Genomic DNA, 19141 nt, shown 5'->3' with positions numbered 1-19141 from the left:
TAGTGCCCGCATGATCAGGCTGAAGCTTCCTTTCTGGTTGGCGGGCGCCGAGCTTTCGAAAATCCGCGCAGCGGCGCAGTCCTGGTGGGAGACCGTCAGCGGCTGGCTGGACTGGCCTTATCACCAACTCGATCCCGAAACATGCCACCCCAGCATATTGGAGCTGTGGGCCTGGCAGCGTGACGTGACGCGCTTCACCGGCGAGCCGGAGGCACTGTTCCGGACTCGAGTGCGGTACGCGTTCATCAACTCGGTTGACGCAGGCAGCACTGCCGGCATGAAGCGCATCTTCGTGCGGTTGGGCGTCGGGTACGTCGAGATCGAGGAACGGCAGCCGGAGCGCGACTGGGACGTTATTCAGCTCAAGTTCAGCAATGCACAGCTTTCCCTGAACCCCGAACTGTTGCGCGTCCTGGTCCAGCAGTACGGCCGAACCTGCCGCCGGTATGAGTTCGTGACCATCACACCAGTCGCAGCGCGAGCCGTGCTGGTGGACTTCAACGACGATCAACAGACGATGATCGCCACCCTCAAGGAGCATGAATGAGCGCCAGTATTACCTTGGCGGGAGAGGCGCAGATCGCCCGCAAACAGGGCGAGGAAAAGCCTCTCATCATCAACCGGTTTATTTTCGCCAATGTGCCGGGCCTGGACCCGGCGGCGCCGGTGGATCGTGCCGCCGGCAAACCGGCCCAGGAACATATCGTCTATGTCTACGACATGCCCCGGGACAACGCGGGCTTCGTCACGCCCAATCAGGTGGTCTATAGCGCCCAACTCGGTTCGAACATTGGCGACTGGGACTTCAACTATGTCGGGCTAGAGGATGCCGACGGTGAGCTGTTCGCGGTCTCCTATGTGCCGCTGCAGCAGAAGCGCAAGAACGTCGAGCCCCTGCAATTGGGCAACAACATCACACGCAACTTTCTGGTGGCGTTCGACGGGGCCCAGGAACTGACGCGAATCACCATAGAGGCCAGCACCTGGCAGCACGACTTCACGGTGCGCCTCGCAGGCATTGATGAGCGAGAGCGGCTGAGCAACCGGGATCTGTTCGGCCGAGCCTGCTTCTTTGGCAATGCGATGAAGGTTGTTCAATCTGGGGGCGGCTATTCGCTCGCCCCGGGCAGGGCGTACATCGAGGGCGTCCGGCTTGAGACTGGGCAGCCCTTAGTCCTCAACCCCACGGCAGTGCCAAGCAAAGTGTGGATTGATGTTTGCCTGCACCGCGAAGGTAGCGACGTCGTGGCCAGCTTCGAAATGGCCTATAGCGGGTCACACGAGGACTACGTCGACACTGCCGGGCGTGCCCATTATTGCGTGCCCATCGCCTCCATCGAGTCCACCAACAAAATCACCGACCTGCGAACAACGCGACCGATCGTAGGGCCACTCGTGGATTTCTGGGCGGCACAGAATGGGGACTATGAGCATCTGCGAGCGCGGGCGACTACGAAAGCGGACGTCGACCTCGATCAGATCCCCAACGCAAAGAGCGACGATCCCGACAGCAACAGCAGCGAGATCCTGGCCACAACCGCCGCGCTGACTCGGATGGCCGCCAAAGTGCTCGATCCCATGACAGGGATGATCAGTTTCTTTGCCATGACCAGCCCGCCACCTGGTTGGATCAAGTGCAACTTCGCTGCGCTGTCGCGTACCACCTACGCCGCGCTGTTCAACCGGATAGGCACCACCTATGGGCCGGGCGATGGCTCAACCACCTTCAACGTCCCGGACGCGCGAGGGGATTTCATCAGGGCTTGGGACGACGGTCGCGGCGTTGACCCGGGCCGAGTGTTCGGAACTGAACAAGGCCACATGACGGCGTCGCATGATCACGCCGCTTCGGCGGATCCAGTGGGCGACCACGCGCACGCTGCCTGGTCTGATGCGCAGGGCATCCATACACACGCTGCCTGGACCGATGTCCAGGGCAACCATACGCACCCAATTGCTGCTGATATGAGCGGCAATCAAAATCTCCTGACCATGGGCGCTACGCAAGGGATAGACGAGGGTCTAGTCATTAACCCGGCCCAACTCGGCTATGCAGGTGAGCACGCTCACAACGTAGGCATCGGCGAAGCCGGAAACCACGCGCACAACATCGGCATTCACGGCGCTGGTAGCCACAGCCACGTTATCCGCGTGCATGCAGCCGGCGGAGCTGAGACCCGGCCCCGCAACATCGCCTTCCTCTGCTGTATCAAATATTGAGCCTGCCCATGACAACCAAAACCGTATTTCAAACCAACGCATTCGGGCTGTACGTTGGTACCGTCGAGGCCGATCTGTCGCCACTTGAACCCGAGGTATACCTAATCCCCGGCGGGTGCGTGGAACTTGCCCCACCCGATGCGCCCGAGCACAAGGCAGCCCGGTGGAATGGCAAAGCCTGGGAATTGATCGACTACCTCGACGGCGTTACGGCTTACAGCATTGTGACGGGCGAACCGCTGGAGCTCGACGGTCATCGCCCGGTGCCCTCTGGCTACACGCTGAAAAAACCGGCAGAAGGCCAAGTCTGGAAAAATGGGGATTGGGTGGACGATGTGCCTACCATCCTGGCGAACCTGTACGCCGATCGCCTCGCCTTGATCAACCGTGAATGCAGCCGCTACATCGAATCCGGCTTTACTTCCCAGGCGCTGGGTTGGGTGTTCACGTACGCCAGCGAGCTGGACGATCAGATCAACCTGACCGGAATGATCCTGTGCGGTAACGGTGGTGACTTCGCCTGCTACGACGAGGCAGGAGTTAAAGCATTCCGAGCGCATACCGCCGAGCAATTGCGCGAAGTTGGTGAAGACCTGGTGCGGTTCAAACACGCCGCGCTGCTGCAGGCGGATGCGCTCAAGACCAACTTAGAGGCCGCCCGGTCGCAAAACAGCATCTCGGCGCTGAAGGCCATCGACTGGGTAGCGCCGGCATGAGCTGGGCGCCGGTGACGATGCGCTGGCCGGAAAAATCCACCGCCTGGATGTCGGGGCTCGACGAGGCCAAGGTGCTGGCCAACGGTGAGATGGCCAGCTCGGCGGAGCGCTTGAAAGGGCTGGAAGGTCTGGTGACGACAAATCCCGGCCCCGTTGGCGCTGCTGCCAAGCAGGGGGTAGAGATTGGGCGCGAAGCACTGGCGCGCCAGCTGGGACAGGCCCCAAGTTGTGTCGTGCTGACCCCGTATCAGAGCGGCATAGGCCAAGGCACCGGCTATTCTCGATTCCTTTCCGCGCCAAATTTGCTGGAGCAGATGGCTCGCAAGCTGGGAGATATGGATCCTGCAGCACGCCCTGCAGGTGAGCAGTACGCGCTGTCCATCCTGTTTCTGTCCACGCGGCTGGATCAGTTCGCCGACGCGCTCGGTCGCTTCAACGCGCTGATGCCCATGCGCGAGCTTGAACGCGCCGAGCGCCGTGCTCGATACCTTCACAAGCTCGAGGAAGAAAAGACCGAGATCCCGGTCGCCAGCACCACTCCGCCCTGGCAGGCCCTCCCGCTGGCCAGCTGCACTTTGCTCAAAGCGGCCAAACAGTCGATGTCCGGACAACTGTCGATGCTTGAGAGCTATGCAGACAGTTCGCCCCTGGATGAACTGGCAAAGCTTTCAGCGCAGAAGGCCGCGCAGCAGCTCGATCGCGATCGCCAACTGGCTGACCTCAAGGCATCGCTGATGAACAGCGTTCCGGACACGAACATGCGGGCTCGACTCATTGGCCCGGGCACAGATCTGCAGCGCGAGCTGCTGGCCGGCGAGCAGCCAGGCCATGAGTGGGTTTTGTGCGCCGGCGTGTTGCTCGTCGGCAATCTGGACGGTTTGAGTTTCGTCCAGGAGTTGATTGGCCTATGACGCTGCTGCTCGATGGCCAGAAGATCCAGGGCAAAAACTTGAAGGTTGTTGCCAACCTGCGCATCGAGAGCGGCGATCTCTCCGGGCAGACGAGCAACACAGAAAAGGCCCACAAAGGCTTTAAGCCAAAAACACTGGCCGTGACGATGACCATTCCGTTCAACCTGCCTGAGCAATTACGCGAGCTGATGCGACTGGCCGAGGCCACTTCCAGCGGCGGGCAGCTTCACCTGTACCGCGTCGTCAACGACACCGCCGATGCTTTCGGCGTGCGCCAGGTCGAGTTCAGCGAAGGCGTAAGCGTCAGGGAACATGACTCTCTGAGCCAGTGGCAGATCCAGTTCACCCTGAGCGAGCGGCAATCCAACCCGGAAAAGGTCGAGGGCAGACGCCCGGCCGGCCCCGTCAAGGCGCAGGTCGCACCTGGCGCGGTGATTGGTGAGACTCCCGAAGCGCCGGCGACCCCGGGCCTTACCGGCTTCGAAAAGGCGCTCTCCAAAATTGATAAGTGGCTGGAGTAAGCCGGCATGAAGCTGAATAAGGTTCTGACGGTGGATCAGGCGCCGGTAAATCTCGTCACCGATGATGTACGGCTGGATCTCAAGAGCCCGGGCCGCGCCATATTCACGGTGCTTTCACAGGCGCCGCTAAAAGGTTTGGTGGCCCTTGATATCGGCTACAACGAACGCTCCCTCCAGCGTCACTTCATCGGCTACGTTGAGCGCAGCACGCCTTCAAGCGGTACTCAGCAGGTCTTGTACTGCCGCGAGATGAGCGCGGTGCTGGCTCAGCGCTTGCCACTCAATTTACGGCACGTCGACCTGCGAGCGGTCCTGACAGAGATCAGCGAGCAGACCGGGCTCAGCTTTCGGCATCCCGACCAGCCGTACGCGCGGCTCAAGACCCCTTACTTTTACAACCTGTCCACGGGTTATCTAGCCCTCGACAGCATGAGCCGCGTGTTCAACATCCCCGACTACATCTGGCATCAGCAGGGCAACGGGGAGATCTTCGTGGGTAGCTGGGCGGACAGTTTTTTGGGCAACGGCCCGCCGTGCAATTGCCGGTTGAGCTCTTCGACGGGTACCAGGGCAATCAAAGCGCGACGATCGCGGCCTTACCAGGCATTCGCCCGGGCGCCACGTTCAACGACGGCCGGCGCATCACCAGCGTCTCTCTTTCTGACCAATCAATGGGTATCAAATGGACAGTGCCATCCGCCGCAGCGTAGAGCGCGAGTTTCCAGAAATTGCCGGCGGGTATCACGTCCCGCGCTTCGCACGCATCCTCGCCGTCTCCGATGCGCCGGCGGACGCCGGCATGTGCGACGACTTCCGCCCGCGCTTTGCCGCCGATATCGAAGTGCTCGGCCCCGACGACGAGCCAGATCCGGACATCCCGACGCTGTACAGCGTCCCGCTTCCCCTGCCCACGGGTGGCGACGAGATGGGCTTTTATGCTTTCCCAGGTGAAGGCACGAAGGTGGTGCTGTGCTTCGGCTATGGCCTGCCCAACAAGCCCTTTATCTCCGCGATCCTGCCCCACGGCATCAGCCTGCCCAACGTCCCGAAAGGGGACTCGATCTGGCAACACAGCGCGACCAGTCAGCAGCGGGTGGATGTGGAAGGCAGCTGGTCACGCCAGACGCACGCGAAGATTACCGACAGCTCGATGGACCGCGAGGTGAGCTCCCTGGAGAACAGCGAGCGGTTCGGCAGCCATTCCCAGGCAGTGGCTGACCATTCGAGCGAGACGATCGGCGGCGTGAAGTCTGTCGCGGCCGTCGGGGCGATTCATTTGCTGTCAGGGGGCGGGATGAATTCGGCGTGCGTTGGCGACATGAACGTCGCCACCGCACGGGACATGAACTTGGTCGTGGCTCAGAAGCTCAGCGCGACGCTGGGGGAGCTGCAGGAGCGCGTGCTCGGCGAGCGCCGTAGTGTGGCGATCAAGACGTGGGTGGGGTCTGAAAGTGTGAACGTGTTGCAGGTCCTCTGTGACACATTGGATCTGGTTGAGCGCCTCGCCGGCGAGATCGCGGCGCATGTGCATGGGCCGAGTCCAGTGCCGGCGACGGCCGTGGCTTTCTTAGCCGACGCTACCGAGGCAACAAACCTATTAGCAAAGCTCCAGACTGCTACGTTGTAGCGCTCTATCGAGCAAAGCAGTGGTGAGCTCTGATAATCATTGTCGATTAACGTGCCGACCACCTCTTTCCATTCTGCACAATTTTTTCTACGAGTTGCCCAACATTGGTGGAAGGACATCCGTTTATGCAGTTTTCGGATACACGTGACGCCTGCAACGCGCTAGACCTGGCAAGTGCATCTTCAAACCTTTCCTTGATGAGATCGAAATCAATTATTGCTGATCTTTCGTGATCATAATTCGGCATCTCACTAGACAACCTACGCTGCAGGGCATGTCTTCCATCCTGACTTCCATAATCAATCAAGTGCAGAAGAGGCCATAATTCGAAGCATGGATTTGAAAAACCTACATCAATCCCGCTCTCTATTGCTATTGCAATAGCGCGCTCGACCTCAGGGTGCTCATCTTTATCAAAAACCGCCCACACTCGAAAGCAACCATCAAAACTATTACTCCCTTTTTTAGCCTCTCACTAATTAGCTGCTCCTTTAAGTCTTTCGCGGTTTGAACGACGGTCATTGGAACACCGGCAGCAGGGAGTGGCTTGACCCTAACCATTCCGTTTCCGTAATAATCAGCGCAATTCAGAAAGTACTCCGGCTCGGTATTTTTCCCCTCGCACACTATATATATTTCGACCTTAGGATCCACCGTGCTTGTAGTACGTTTCAGCGCGGGAGCGCTAGGCATTCTCCTTGCCATATCTATATATCTCCCGCAGTTTCGCCAATTTTTTGGTAGGCCATTACTTCAAGCCCAAACATAGGTATGGCACCGAAACGCCCCTCAATATAACCTTTTTCGAAGTTATCACTTTTACGTATTTTTATTGAACTAAGAGCATACAGATTCGTGCTACCTTCGCGATCTTTTTCAACGAACCAGATCTGATCTCTTCTTAGCAAGCCCGCCGTTAGCATGCTTGTATCGTGTGTCGTGAATATTAATTGTGCACGCCCAGGATTAGTGCTGGGGTTCGAAAATAATTTTATAAGCTCTTGAGAAACAAGTGGATGCAGCGCTACGTTTAGTTCGTCAACTATCAGTACTCCACCAGATTTAAGCTTAGTGAAAACAGGCCCTAGTAATTGAAGCAGCGCTTTAGTTCCCGAACTCTCCTTCTCTAGCTCGATTTCATACCTCTTGAAATTTGATCCGGTATGAGAAATTTTTGTCACGGTTCTTTCCATTGCAGACTTGAAGCTGAAATCTTTTATATGCTTTTGGAATACACTCTCAACATCCGCTATCATCAGCTTGCTTTCATCAGCGTAGCTTTTTTAAAGAACTGAATATCTGAAATCCCTATATCAGCAGCTTTCATAAAGCTCATTGCTCTAAGCCGCTGCGTGTCATCAGCGCTAAAATAAGCATGAATCTGGTCACCAATCCTATTATCGTCAGAAAACAGATCCAAGCGACTCGAAAAGCCTAGCTTGAAGTAATCGTAAATCCGCGAAAGTTGCGGATGTGCATTTTGGGCAGCCGAGGATAAGTATAGGCTATTGTCTCTTGTAAGTTTAGCAATAACACGGTTGTCTCCTTTCAGGGTCTTACCGAAGTAATACGGTGCATCTTCAGCAAAGTTCCTATGAAATAGGACACTCTTAATCTGGCGCTGTCCTTCTGGCGGAAAGGAATACAGCCATTCCTCATTAATTACTGATCCGTCTAAAATGAACCCGTAGTGATACCGTGTGCTCTCAATAATGAAGTCCGCGTCGTATCTGGAAGGCTCTTCTCTAGAGTCATCGTCGAGCAAAAACGGCTGATAGGCGGTGCCTTCGCTCGAGGTTCTAGCCACATGAGAATCTCGAATTGCTCTTACATAAAAATCAAGAGCCCTCAGTATCGTGGATTTCCCTGCCGCATTTGCACCATAGATAGCCACCACCGGGACCGCCACGCGTTCATTCTCGTTATGGCCAGGTTTGTCTGTAGTGCGAAGCAGCCCCTCTACAGGGTCCTTCAGCGAAGTCGCTACTAAAGACAGCTCTTGATAGTCTCTGATTGATAAATGATTTGCCACACCGAACCGAAGAAGCATTTTTACACCTCGTAGCGGACTTTCCGCTGCTTTTGCACAAAATAACGAATTCAAGGGTAGCTTCTCCCCCTCAGCCGACAAGCTCTCAAGTGAGTACATAGTTTTCGATCCCATCTTCCTAACCGGCCAATCGCCATCGAATATTTGAACGAGCAAATCAGGTGCCTCTACCTCAGAGTCGTCTGACACACGTAGCCCACCGTTTCCAGCCCAACCGCGCGTTGATTTAATCCGGTCTGACGCCTACCTGCCCCAGAGCCACGATGTCACATGTGTCGCTCCCAAGCAGTCGGAGATCTGTGAGCAGCACTCGTACCTTCCGCGGTCGAGACAAGCCCGAGAGGCAGGTGCTAGCGGCTTTGGGTCAGAGCTACGTTTTTGATTTTCGACTTGTAAGACGTCGCAAGATCACGCCCACACGCGGTTGATTGTCTACAGAGTGGGGAAGAAGTGCGCTGGACTCGTGGCCGAACTACCAAAGGTGAAGCTGCGGCCTTAATAAACGCGGCTGGACGGCTGGACGGCTGGACGGGATGAAATCACGCATGAGATAAAAAACTTCCGGAAAAATCACTTATCCCCTCCCGCCGGCGGGGTTTGCATTCGTTTTTTTGCAATCGCGCGGATAGTGAAAACAAGGCTGCAGCAACCGTGGGCTGTGGGCGCTGGCAGGCAACTACGCTCTTCACCTTTTGCAAAGCTTTGAAGGAAAATGAACCGAGTTCGTGGGCGTCGGCCGTCGCGGCGCTCAGCGATGAGTTTCACGAGGGCCTGAATTCATTGGTTCCAGCGAGCAAAAAGGGCACAGAGAGCAGTTTTTTGCGGCGCGACGACTCCCCAAAGTGCCGGATCTGCAGCTTGTCCACGATGATCGACAACACTTGAAACCCAAGCAGGGTAAGTCTGGGCGGCGACTCCGCCTCCCTCAGAGCACTGAAAACAACTACAGCCCGAGACCTTGGGAAGAGCCGTACGGCACAGTGGTAGGAAGCTTTGACGACAATGACGTGTCAGTGAGGCTGGATGGTGAGTGCGCAACTGTCATGCGGTTTCGGCTCACTGATATTGACGACGAATAGGCGATTACCGCACCGCGATGATGTCCACATTACGTCCACACCGCCGCATCATATTTGGAGGATATGTGATAAATAATCCTGCAATTGCTGGTCGGCCTAGCGACGGCCAATGTCCACCAGCCATTGCTCCGGGCTCATAATCCCTTGGTCCACGGTTCGAGTCCGTGTGGGCCCACCAAATAGAAAGCCGCGCATTGCGCGGCTTTTTTCGTTCTTGCGCGGCACGCTCCGCCGGGCTCATCACAACCTCAATCGATCACCACATGCGGCAAAAACCGGCTGCTGTCTTTGGTGATCAAACTGTCGTCTTCACGAATCCCGATCCCCGAAGCCATATCTCCCACCACCCACGATCCGATCAGCGTGTAGCTGTCGCCAAAACGAGGCAACGGCGCGAATTCCTGAAGGATGTAGGGCGCATCGTTGTAGGGGCCGTCTTCGAAAATGACTTGATCAGTCGGGGTGCGGATTTCGATGTTGGCGCCTTCGCGGGAAAAGTACGGTTTGCGCACCCAACCCTTTGGTACTGCGGATTGTGGGTGTTTATCGACAAAGGACGGCAGCAGATTGGGATGCCCTTCGTTGAACTCCCATAGCAACGGCAGGATGCCTTTGTTCGAAATAATCGCCTTCCAGGCCGGTTCGATGAACTGCGTATCACATTGCGGGATGGCCTGGCCGTGGGGCTCATGGAAAACATGCTCCCAGGCGTGAAGCTTGAAGATGCGCTCGATCCAGCGGCCTTCGAGGTCGACAAATCGGCCGTTGGCATTCAGGCCGATGTCTTCGATGTCGATGTGACGGGTTTCGATGCCGGCGTGCTCCGCCATTTTGCGCAGAAATTCGGTCGTGCCCCTGTCTTCGATCGAGCCTGACATGCACGAAAAGTAGAAAGGCCCGCCCTCCCTGATTGCCGCAAAAGCCCGGACCAGGTCTTCCGCCATCGAGTTGAACTGTGAAGCGTGAGCCGGCAATACGCCGCGCTGGATCTGCTCTTCAAGCCAGATGAGCTGAAATGCGCCCGCCTCATAGGCTGACGTAGGCGTGTCCATGTTGGCTTCCAGCAGTTTGGCCGGGTTCACGCCGTCATAGCTGAAGTCAAACCGGCCATACAGATGCGGGTGGCCTTCCTTCCATGAGGTGCGGACGAGGTCGAAAAACGTCTCCGGAATGGCCAGCCGGGTCAGCAGTTCTTCACTCTCGACAACCTTTTCCACGACGTCCAGGCACATGGCATGAAGCTCCTGAGTCGGCGCTTCGATGTCGCGTGTGATCTGCGCTTCGGTGAACTGGTAATAGGCCCGCTCATCCCAGTAGCGCTCACCGTCGATGGTGTGAAAATTGAACCCTTCACGCTCGGCCGTCTGGCGCCAGTCAGGACGCTCCTGGATGCTGATCCTTTTCATGGGTAACGTCCCTGTTATCCGCCGAAGCTTGAGCCGCTGCTTTTGCCACCCCAACCGCTGCGAGCGGTGGCCTGGCTACCAAAGCCGCCACGGGAAACCGAAGACGAGACCGAGGAATTACGACCAAGGTTGCTTTTGCTGTAAGTGCCGGTTGAGCTGCTTCGCGCCTGGGTAGAGTTACCAAAGGTTTTGCCCTGCTCGATCTGGCGCGACAATGTGGACGTCTGGTAACCACCACGGGAGTCTCGCGCCTGATAAATAGGCTGGGAGTAGTAACGACCACCGCCGCCAGTGAATCCGTTGACCATGTTGCTGACGAGCATGCCCATCAGGAATCCGTTTACCCCGGAACCGAAGCCACCACCGCCGCCGCCCGACTGCTCGGCCTGCGCCTTCGCTGCGTCGACCTGTGACTTGGGAAGCTCACCGGAAACTTCCAGCTGGAAGCCGCCGAGTTTGGGCGTGAATTTGCCATCGGCATTCTGCTGGCAGTAATCAGGGACGAAATCTGCTTCGCAGGCTGTCTTGTCGTCGTAGGTCGGGGCTACACGGCGGTGCTCCGCCAGTGCGCTCATGTAGGCGTCCGAGCAGATATCGACCGGGACTTTCTGATCCACACAGGCTTGTACCGACGGGTAGGTCTGCTGCGCGGAAACTTCCACAGTGTCGGACTTGCTGCACGCGCTGATCGCCAGCGGCAGGGTGCTGGCCAGGACCAGCTTGAGGGAACTACGTCTCATCGATAACTCCTTTCGATAACAGGCGATCAGGTCGACGGCGTCATGCAAGCCGAGTTGAGAAAACCGACACTGATCGAGACGCTGGCGGCATAGATCGCCGCAGCAAGCTCGCCTCGGGTAATGCGTGCGGAAAGATCCTTGAGGACCATGCTGGTCGCGGTAAACGCCAGCAACTGTACGACTGCCGCAATGACTGCCCAGATCACCACATCCAGTACGCTGATGCTGTAGGTGATGACGTTGCTGGCAGGTAGGGCGAAACCGATGAGCGCACCGCCCAGGGCGACAGCCGCAGCTACATTGCCCTCACGAATCTGGGCGAACTCCTTGTGCGGCGTCAGACGCGTGTAGGCCATCTGAAACAATGCGAACAACCCGCCGGCCACAATGATGTAGACCACAAAACTCAGCAACGACTGGAAGCTGACGGACATACGAAGCGCTTCAAGCATTTTTACTTCCTTTTAAATGACGGTGAAATCAGTGGACTGCAGGGTCACGCCGACCGACGTGGTGAAGGAAACAACGCCCTCCTCGTCCTCTTCAACGGACAGCAATAGAAACTCGCGTCGGTCCACCAAGCCCGTGTCCCGCGCGTACAACATGCTCAGGTGTTTGATCCGGTACGCGCCGTCAGGGCTGACGACCTGCTCGTCCATGGGCGTGAGCTCGGTCTGGCCTTCTTCCGTGCCCCACTGACGCCCGTACTCCCAGCCGTCATGTTCGAACACCGGCAGACCGACGCTGGACTCAGGCCCCACGAGACGCTTGAGCTCCGCCTCGCTGTTGATCGTGACGACGCTGCTGTAGCCGAACAGGATGATGTCCTGGACGTCTTCAACGGCAGGCCCGTTCATCATGACTTGCAGCCAGTAATCTTCGTCCTCGAAGTAGAAGCGCACCAGACGAACCGATTGCCCCAGATCGACCTGCCCCACTGACCAGACCACTTCTTCGTCAGGAACCACCAGCTCCGAATGGCCGTCGAGCATCAGCTTGAGCGAGTCATCGAGGTCGAGCATACGACCGGTAGCCAGCCCGAGCGGATTAGCCAGGGCCGCATTGGCGAGGGGTTGGAGCCGGCCGGTGGAATGGGCGACTCCAGCCCTAGCGCGCGTTTGATCCAGCTCATGTGTCATCTCCTTGAATTCGCGCCGAGGCGATGTAAAAAGTTGTGCCACTCACTGCGCCGGACCTCGCTCGACAAGCCGCCGTGAGTGCATTAGCCAGGCCGTCACAATACCGGCAAGCGCGCCACACAGGTGTGACTCAATCGATACACCCGGCACCGGAATGAAGCCAAAAATCAATCCGCTGTAGCCCAGCAGGGTCACCAGTGCAATCGCGAAGCTCGCCAGACTGCGCTGGTACCACGCCCGGGCCAGCAGATACGCCCACAAGCCGAAGATCAGACCGCTGGCGCCCACATGGATGACCGGACGACCGACCACCCAGACCATCAGCCCGCCGAGCACAACGATGAGCAGCACCACGCGCACGTATCGCTGAAGCCCCTCGGTTGCGACTAGCCAGCTCAGCACCACAAAAGGCAGAAGATTGCTCAGCAGGTGACGGACCGATCCATGCAAAAACGGGGAGAACACGATGCCCTGCAGGCCGGATAAGGTCCTGGGCACCAGGCCGTGAGACAGCAGGCTGTTGGCGGTCAGGGAGTTAACCATCTGCACAACGATCATCACAGCGGCAAGGCAGAGTATCGTCCGTAGTCCGTTTCCGATATTCATCTGCACACCGGTGAGCCGAAAAAGAAGCCGAAAAAAGGCAGACGGAAACCCGGCTGCCTTCTCTTACGGTGTTACTGGCCCGAGTTACCGCTCTGGCTTTGTGCTTTCAAGCGGGCGAGAACGTCAGCTGCGCCGCCGGTTTTCGAGCCAATCCCGGCATCCTGAAGACGACGCTCCAGATCGCCTCCGTTGGCAGCCTCGGTCAGCTCATCGGCCGCTTCAAGCCTGGCGTCCTGTTCATCCTGACGCTGCTTGATACGAGCCAGCGAACCCACTGCGGTTTCGAGTCGGCCATTGGCGCCGCCCGTTGCAGCAGCCGCGTTGATCTGCGCCTTTTGCACGCTGTCACGGGCCTTGGCCATATCGGTCTGCTGACGCAGGCCTTTGATCTGGCTTTCGGCCTTGATGACCTGTGCGGTCAATTTCGCCACATGGACGCCGAACTGATCGGCCGCGAGTTTTTCTTGATCGCGCAGAGCCGTCAGCTCGGCCACTTTCTCGGCGCACTCGAGGGCGAGGGCTTCTTCGCCTTTATTCATCGCGGCGAGCGCTTTCTGCTCCCAGTTGGCGATGTTCTTGTCGTGCTCTTCGACGCGCTGCAGCGAGAGCTTGTGCTTGGCCTTGATCTGGATCAGCTGGTTGCGCGCCGCGAGCATGGAGGCATCGGCGTCACGGATTTCCTGATCGAGGATTCGCAGTGCCTGAGCATCGACGATGGCTTCACCCACCTCGGAAGCCCCACCACGCAACGCTGTGACCATTTTTTCCAAAGGCTCATTGATGTGTCTCCCGATTACTGTGAATCAACTTTAAGAAAATCTTCGTAGGCGTCGGCCGCATGAATCACGTTGTCTGCCAGCGTGAGCACCTCGTGGACGATGACCGTCAGCGAAGAGGCGGCGCTCAGTGCGCCAAACATGTTGTAGAAGGTTTCGCCGTTTGGCAGGGTCTCAATGCCGATCGACGACAGCGGGAACAGCTCCCGGCTGCGCAACACGGCGTCGTTGAAAGCGTCCGGGTCTTTGACCTCGGAGGCGTACACCAGCACGGAATCAACCAGGATCTGGTCGCCCGCAATGGCAATGATGATGGGCAAGCCGCCGAACTGGTTCATCACCAAGCTCAGACTCGGCTCGGCGCCTTGAATGAGGGTCAGCTCGATATCTTTGTCTTTCACCACGTCCAGCTCGGCGAACGCCGAGTGAAGTGTGTTGATCGTCCAATTGGTATTCTCAGTCATGAATCCCTCCAGTTTGATCCGGTTACCCAAGTAGGGCTGGCGTAGTACCTTTTCGATATCTCTCAATACCTCCGCGTTTTCCGGAAGTACGTACAGCTCTCGTTTCACGTACCCGGCAGCCGTCAGCCGAGCGCGCATTTCGCGCATGTAGTCGGTTGAAGTTTTCCGAGCCATTGCAGTCTTTCCTGAACATCACATGTGATAGCAACGCACCCTACGCGCAAGCATTGATATACGCAACATCTCACATGTGATGATTTCTGAATGAAGTGAAGCGGGTGGTGACGCGCCGCGTTCGAGAGCCTTCGGATATATTCATCTTCCCCATGGTCTGTAACCCCATGAACACAGCCTCCCTTCCCTCCTGGCTTCGCCGCGTGCTGCGTCCGCTTCTGGACCCCTACCGCCGCTATCGCCATGCCCGTTACATCCACGCCGGCCGAATCGTGGTCGGACTGCTGGTGTCGATACTGCTGACGACCGGTTTTCATCTCCCCCACGGGGAATGGGCGTCGGTAACGATGCTGATCGTGATTGGCGGGTTGCAGCACCACGGCAATATCGGCAAGAAGTCGGTGGAGCGCGCTTACGGGACTTTGATAGGCGCGGCACTGGGCCTGGCAGTCGTGGCGCAGGAAAGCTACTTGGGCATGCCATTGCTGACGTACGTGGTCATGTCGCTGATCTGCGGTTTCTTTGCGTATCACGCCATTGGCAAGGGCGGTTACACGGCGCTGCTGTCGGCCATCACCCTGTTTATCGTGGCGGGCCACGGTGATAACCCGATCACGGACGGGTTGTGGCGGACGGTGGACATCCTGATCGGCATCGCCCTCGCCCTGGCGTTTTCCTTCGCGCTGCCGTTGTATGCCGTGTATTCGTGGCGCTACAACCTGGCCAGTGGCCTGCGGGACTGTGCGCTGGCTTACGACCGCATCGCCAGCGGGCAGTCGATCACCGCAGACGAGCACGTGAAGTTGACCGCGCGAATGGGCGCGACGCTGTTGCAGCTGCGCTCGCTGATGCCGTCGGTGTCCAAGGAAGTAAAGATATCGATCGTTGAGCTGGACGCCATTCAGCGCCACTACCGCATGTGCCTGAGCATCCTCGAGATTCTTTCGAACCTGCGTCCGGCAGACACTGGCAGTACAGGGGTGACGGCGGAGCAACGGCGAATCCGTCGCATGCTGATCGGTATGGCGCGCGCGCTGCAGACCGGTGCAACTGAACGTTTGCAGCGGCCAACCGAGAGCTTGACCGTCGGGCCTGACGTTCCGACCGCGTCGACCGAGGTGCTGGGTTATCAGTTGATGACCCGCCAGTTCACGCAGAATCTCGAAAGCCTGCAGCAGCGTCTGGCGAAAACAGCGCCGGCGTGGAAGATCTGAACCACGCCAGCGCTCTGACCAAACACCGGCGGAGGATCAATAAACCGACGGAACGACCATCTCACGCGGCACCGGGGCACGCAGATAATTGGCGTTGTACTCGCGCTCCGGCAACACCACCTGTGGTGTCTCGGTATCGCCGCGCGGGATCTGCTCCAGCAGGTGATGAATGCAGTTCAGGCGCGCCCGCTTCTTGTCGTCGGCCTCGACGATCCACCATGGCGCGACATCGGTGTGGGAGCGGGTAAGCATTTCTTCTTTCGCGTTGGTGTAGTCCTCCCAGCGACGGCGGGATTCGAGGTCCATGGGCGAAAGCTTCCACTGTTTCAGCGGGTCATGGATGCGCATCAGAAAGCGCCGGTATTGCTCGTCATCGGTGATGGAGAACCAGTACTTGATCAGGATGATGCCCGAGCGCACCAGCATTTTTTCGAACTCGGGGACGGTGCGGAAAAACTCTTCGTACTCCTCGTCATTGCAGAAGCCCATGACCCGCTCGACCCCGGCCCGGTTGTACCAGCTGCGGTCGAACAGCACCATTTCGCCGGCGGCTGGAAGATGCGCGACATAGCGCTGGAAGTACCACTGCGTGCGCTCGCGTTCACTCGGCGCGGTCAGTGCAGCCACACGGCACACCCGCGGATTGAGCCGCTGAGTGATGCGCTTGATCGCACCACCCTTGCCTGCCGCATCCCGGCCTTCGAACAGCACGACCACCTTGAGCTTCTGGCTCACCACCCAGTCCTGCAGTTTCACCAGTTCGCCTTGCAGGCGCAGCAGCTCACGGAAGTACAGGCGGCGATCAATCCCTTTGGGCACCTCCTCGCCCAGATCGGCCAGCAAGCCATCCAGGCGCGCGTCGTCGTACTCCATTTCCAGTTCTTCGTCGAAGCTGTCGAGGATATCGGCCTGGATGTAGCGGGCGGTTTCAGAGAAATCCAGAGTCATGACGAGGCTCCCGGCGTGGATTCAAAGGGATGGGGAGAGAATTTAGGCACGCCGGGGGTGACAGAAGAATGACAAAAGCCTTACAGGGGAGAAAAGTCCTACATGACCGACGCAAGTTTTCTGGCGCCCATCCCTGCTGGATGAGCGACGCAGAATGCCTGAGCTTTCGCGTCGCCTTGCCATTCGAATATCACCCAAATCCCCACGGAATCTCCTAACATGCCCCGCTTGCCGAAGGAGATACACCCTTGCCTGACACCCGCCCCCAGCAATCGACGACATCGACCGCAAACTGATCGCCGCGCTGCAAATCAATGCTCGGGAACCGGTCGCCAATCTGGCTCGGCAATTGGGCATTGCGCGCACCACCGTGACCTCGCGACTGGCGCGACTGGAAAAAGCCAAGGTCATCACCGGCTATGGCGTGCGTCTCGGTCAGCGGCTGGTGGATGGCGGGCTGCAGGCCTATGTCGGGATCACCGTGCAACCTCGCTCGGGCAAGGAAGTGCTGCGGCGGCTGAGCGCGCTGGCGCAGGTGCAACAGTTGTGTGCCGTGAGCGGCGAATTCGATTACGTGGCGTGGCTGCGCACGGATTCGCCGGAGCAGCTGGATCAGATGCTTGATTTGATCGGCAGTGTCGATGGCGTCGAGAAGACCACCACGTCGATCATCCTGAGCAGCAAAATCGACCGCGGGCAGCCGTCCTGAACTGACCGCTTCTGACAATATGACGAAGTGCTTCGTCACTTTGCCGGCATTCTCGACACATCGACAACACTCTGCGTCTTAATAACGTCCCAACTGTTATTTAGACTTGTCCACTTTCGCGCCGCAGTCGAACAAGGTCAGTCATGAAGAACAATCGCCACCCCGCCAACGGAAAAAACCGATCACGATTTTCGGCCCGGACTTCCCGTTCGCCTTCGATGACTGGATCGAACACCCGGCGGGCCTCGGCAGCATTCCGACGGAAAACCTCGGTAAAGAAGTGGCGATCGTCGGCGCAGGTATAGCGGGGCTGGTGGCGGCTTATGAGCTCATGAAGCTGGGCCTTAAACCCGTCGTTTACGAAGCCTCGAAAATGGGCGGCCGTTTGCGCTCGCAACAGTTCGAAGGCGCTGAAGGCATCATCGCCGAACTGGGCGGCATGCGCTTCCCGGTCTCCTCCACCGCCTTTTATCACTACGTCGACAAGCTCGGCCTGGAATCCAAGCCCTTCCCCAACCCGCTGACGGCTGCCTCCGGCAGCACAGTGATTGACCTGGAAGGCAGCACCCACTACGCACAGAAACTGTCGGACTTGCCTGCGCTGTTTCAGGAAGTCGCCGACGCCTGGGCCGACGCGCTGGAAGCCGGCTCGCAGTTTGCCGACATTCAGCAAGCCATCCGCGACCGCGATGTGCCTCGGCTCAAAGCGTTGTGGAACAAGCTGGTGCCGCTGTGGGACGACCGCACGTTCTATGACTTCGTCGCCACGTCGGAAGCCTTCGCCAAACTGTCGTTCTATCACCGCGAAGTGTTTGGTCAGGTCGGCTTCGGCACCGGTGGCTGGGACTCGGACTTCCCGAACTCGATGCTGGAGATCTTCCGCGTGGTCATGACCAACTGCGACGATCACCAGCACCTGATCGTCGGCGGCGTCGGGCAAGTGCCTATCGGCATCTGGCGCCACGCCCCCGAGCGTTGCGTGCATTGGCCCGAGGGCACCAGCCTGTCAACGCTGCACCGTGGCGCCCCGCGCACGGGCGTCAAAGGCATCAGCCGCGCCGCCAACGGCCAGTTCGCGGTCACCGACAATCTGGGCGATGTTCGCCATTACGATGCGGTTCTGGCGACGTGCCAGAGCTGGTTGCTGACCACGCAGATCGAGTGCGAAGAGTCGCTGTTCTCGCAGAAGATGTGGATGGCACTGGACCGCACGCGCTATATGCAGTCGTCGAAAACCTTCGTCATGGTCGACCGGCCGTTCTGGAAGGATAAAGACCCGGAGACCGGCCGCGACCTGATGAGCATGACCCTGACCGATCGCCTGACCCGTGGCACTTATCTGTTCGATAACGGCACCTATTCCAACGGCGTCGAGAAGCCGGGGGTGATTTGCCTGTCGTACTCGTGGATGAGCGACGCGCTGAAAATGCTGCCGCATCCCGTGGAAAAACGCGTCAGCCTGGCGCTCGGGTCGCTGAAAAAGATCTACCCGAAGGTCGATATCGCCGCGCGCATCATCGGAGACCCGATCACCGTGTCGTGGGAATCCGACCCGCACTTCCTCGGTGCTTTCAAAGGCGCGCTGCCGGGTCATTACCGCTACAACCAGCGGATGTACGCGCACTTCATGCAGAAGGAAATGCCTGACGAGCAACGGGGCATTTTCATCGCCGGTGACGACGTGTCCTGGACACCCGCCTGGGTCGAAGGCGCCGTGCAGACCTCGCTGAACGCGGTGTGGGGCATCATGACCCACTTCGGCGGCAAGACTCACGCCGAAAACCCGGGCCCGGGTGACGTGTTCCACGAAATCGGCCCGATCGTTTTGCCGGAATAAGGAA

The 19141-nt window shown here is 58.2% G+C and carries 17 protein-coding genes and 3 pseudogenes; 10 read left to right on the top strand and 10 right to left on the bottom strand.

The window, feature by feature from the left end; genetic code table 11:
- Positions 1–10 precede the first annotated feature (10 nt).
- From JN403_RS06660 to JN403_RS06635, 7 genes and pseudogenes are all read left to right on the top strand, one after another.
- The gene (locus tag JN403_RS06660) at positions 11–547 is read left to right on the top strand and encodes a phage tail protein (protein ID WP_205486363.1); all 537 of its coding nucleotides are present in this window, start codon (positions 11–13) and stop codon (positions 545–547) included.
- A complete protein-coding gene (locus tag JN403_RS06655; protein ID WP_205486361.1) occupies positions 544–2220 on the top strand; it encodes a phage tail protein in 1677 nt (558 codons plus the stop codon). The genes JN403_RS06660 and JN403_RS06655 overlap by 4 nt, the downstream gene beginning before the upstream one ends.
- Before the next feature lie 8 nt (positions 2221–2228).
- On the top strand, positions 2229–2936 hold the full coding sequence (locus JN403_RS06650) for a phage tail protein (RefSeq protein WP_205486359.1): 708 nt from the start codon (positions 2229–2231) through the stop codon (positions 2934–2936).
- A complete protein-coding gene (locus JN403_RS06645) occupies positions 2933–3847 on the top strand; it encodes a hypothetical protein (protein ID WP_205486357.1) in 915 nt (304 codons plus the stop codon). The genes JN403_RS06650 and JN403_RS06645 overlap by 4 nt, the downstream gene beginning before the upstream one ends.
- On the top strand, positions 3844–4368 hold the full coding sequence (locus tag JN403_RS06640; protein WP_205486356.1) for a DNA-binding protein: 525 nt from the start codon (positions 3844–3846) through the stop codon (positions 4366–4368). Before JN403_RS06645 ends, JN403_RS06640 begins: the two co-directional genes overlap by 4 nt.
- A gap of 6 nt (positions 4369–4374) precedes the next feature.
- Positions 4375–5078, top strand: a pseudogene (locus JN403_RS25310) (hypothetical protein).
- On the top strand, positions 5051–5995 hold the full coding sequence (locus JN403_RS06635) for a hypothetical protein (RefSeq protein WP_205486355.1): 945 nt from the start codon (positions 5051–5053) through the stop codon (positions 5993–5995). The pseudogene JN403_RS25310 and the gene JN403_RS06635 overlap by 28 nt, the downstream one beginning before the upstream one ends.
- 707 nt (positions 5996–6702) lie before the next feature.
- On the opposite strand, the gene JN403_RS06625 is transcribed toward JN403_RS06635, so the two are convergent.
- The 9 genes and pseudogenes from JN403_RS06625 to JN403_RS06585 form a co-directional block, all read right to left on the bottom strand.
- Positions 6703–7251, bottom strand: coding sequence for an AAA family ATPase (locus JN403_RS06625; protein WP_205486353.1), 549 nt, complete (start codon positions 7249–7251; stop codon positions 6703–6705).
- A complete protein-coding gene (locus JN403_RS06620) occupies positions 7251–8099 on the bottom strand; it encodes an AAA family ATPase (RefSeq protein WP_205486352.1) in 849 nt (282 codons plus the stop codon). Before JN403_RS06620 ends, JN403_RS06625 begins: the two co-directional genes overlap by 1 nt.
- A 1273-nt stretch (positions 8100–9372) precedes the next feature.
- Positions 9373–10530 (bottom strand): glutathionylspermidine synthase family protein, encoded by a 1158-nt coding sequence (locus tag JN403_RS06615; RefSeq protein ID WP_205486351.1) that lies wholly within the window; start codon positions 10528–10530, stop codon positions 9373–9375.
- A 14-nt stretch (positions 10531–10544) separates the two neighbouring features.
- Positions 10545–11270 carry a DUF1190 domain-containing protein gene (locus JN403_RS06610; protein WP_205486348.1) on the bottom strand — a complete coding sequence of 242 codons (726 nt, stop codon included), beginning with the start codon at positions 11268–11270 and terminating at the stop codon, positions 10545–10547.
- A 26-nt stretch (positions 11271–11296) separates the two neighbouring features.
- The gene (locus tag JN403_RS06605; RefSeq protein ID WP_122536533.1) at positions 11297–11722 is read right to left on the bottom strand and encodes a DUF350 domain-containing protein; all 426 of its coding nucleotides are present in this window, start codon (positions 11720–11722) and stop codon (positions 11297–11299) included.
- A 12-nt stretch (positions 11723–11734) separates the two neighbouring features.
- Positions 11735–12402, bottom strand: a pseudogene (locus JN403_RS06600) (DUF2491 family protein).
- A 49-nt stretch (positions 12403–12451) separates the two neighbouring features.
- Positions 12452–13015, bottom strand: coding sequence for a rhomboid family intramembrane serine protease (locus JN403_RS06595; protein ID WP_205486345.1), 564 nt, complete (start codon positions 13013–13015; stop codon positions 12452–12454).
- 71 nt (positions 13016–13086) lie between these two features.
- Positions 13087–13776, bottom strand: a complete 690-nt coding sequence (locus JN403_RS06590) for a PspA/IM30 family protein (protein WP_205486336.1) — start codon at positions 13774–13776, stop codon at positions 13087–13089.
- Between the two features lie 32 nt (positions 13777–13808).
- Entirely contained in the window at positions 13809–14429 is a 621-nt protein-coding gene (locus tag JN403_RS06585) for a YjfI family protein (RefSeq protein ID WP_205486334.1), read from the bottom strand.
- Positions 14430–14596: 167 nt separating this feature from the next.
- Here JN403_RS06585 and JN403_RS06580 point away from each other — a divergent pair, with 167 nt between their 5' ends.
- Positions 14597–15643, top strand: coding sequence for an FUSC family protein (locus JN403_RS06580; RefSeq protein ID WP_205486332.1), 1047 nt, complete (start codon positions 14597–14599; stop codon positions 15641–15643).
- A 36-nt stretch (positions 15644–15679) separates the two neighbouring features.
- Here JN403_RS06580 and ppk2 read toward each other — a convergent pair whose 3' ends face one another.
- Positions 15680–16585: a polyphosphate kinase 2 gene (gene ppk2 / locus JN403_RS06575; protein ID WP_240356939.1), complete on the bottom strand. Its 906-nt coding sequence runs from the start codon at positions 16583–16585 to the stop codon at positions 15680–15682.
- Positions 16586–16862: 277 nt separating this feature from the next.
- On the opposite strand from ppk2, the gene JN403_RS06570 reads away from it, so the two are divergent.
- Together JN403_RS06570 and JN403_RS06565 are read left to right on the top strand one after the other, a co-directional pair.
- Entirely contained in the window at positions 16863–17300 is a 438-nt protein-coding gene (locus tag JN403_RS06570) for an Lrp/AsnC family transcriptional regulator (protein WP_205487243.1), read from the top strand.
- A gap of 143 nt (positions 17301–17443) precedes the next feature.
- Positions 17444–19137: pseudogene (locus JN403_RS06565) on the top strand (FAD-dependent oxidoreductase).
- Positions 19138–19141 lie beyond the last annotated feature (4 nt).

Source organism: Pseudomonas sp. 15A4 (genome assembly GCF_016925575.1).
GTDB lineage: Bacteria > Pseudomonadota > Gammaproteobacteria > Pseudomonadales > Pseudomonadaceae > Aquipseudomonas.
This window is presented reverse-complemented; position numbering and strand designations above follow the sequence as displayed.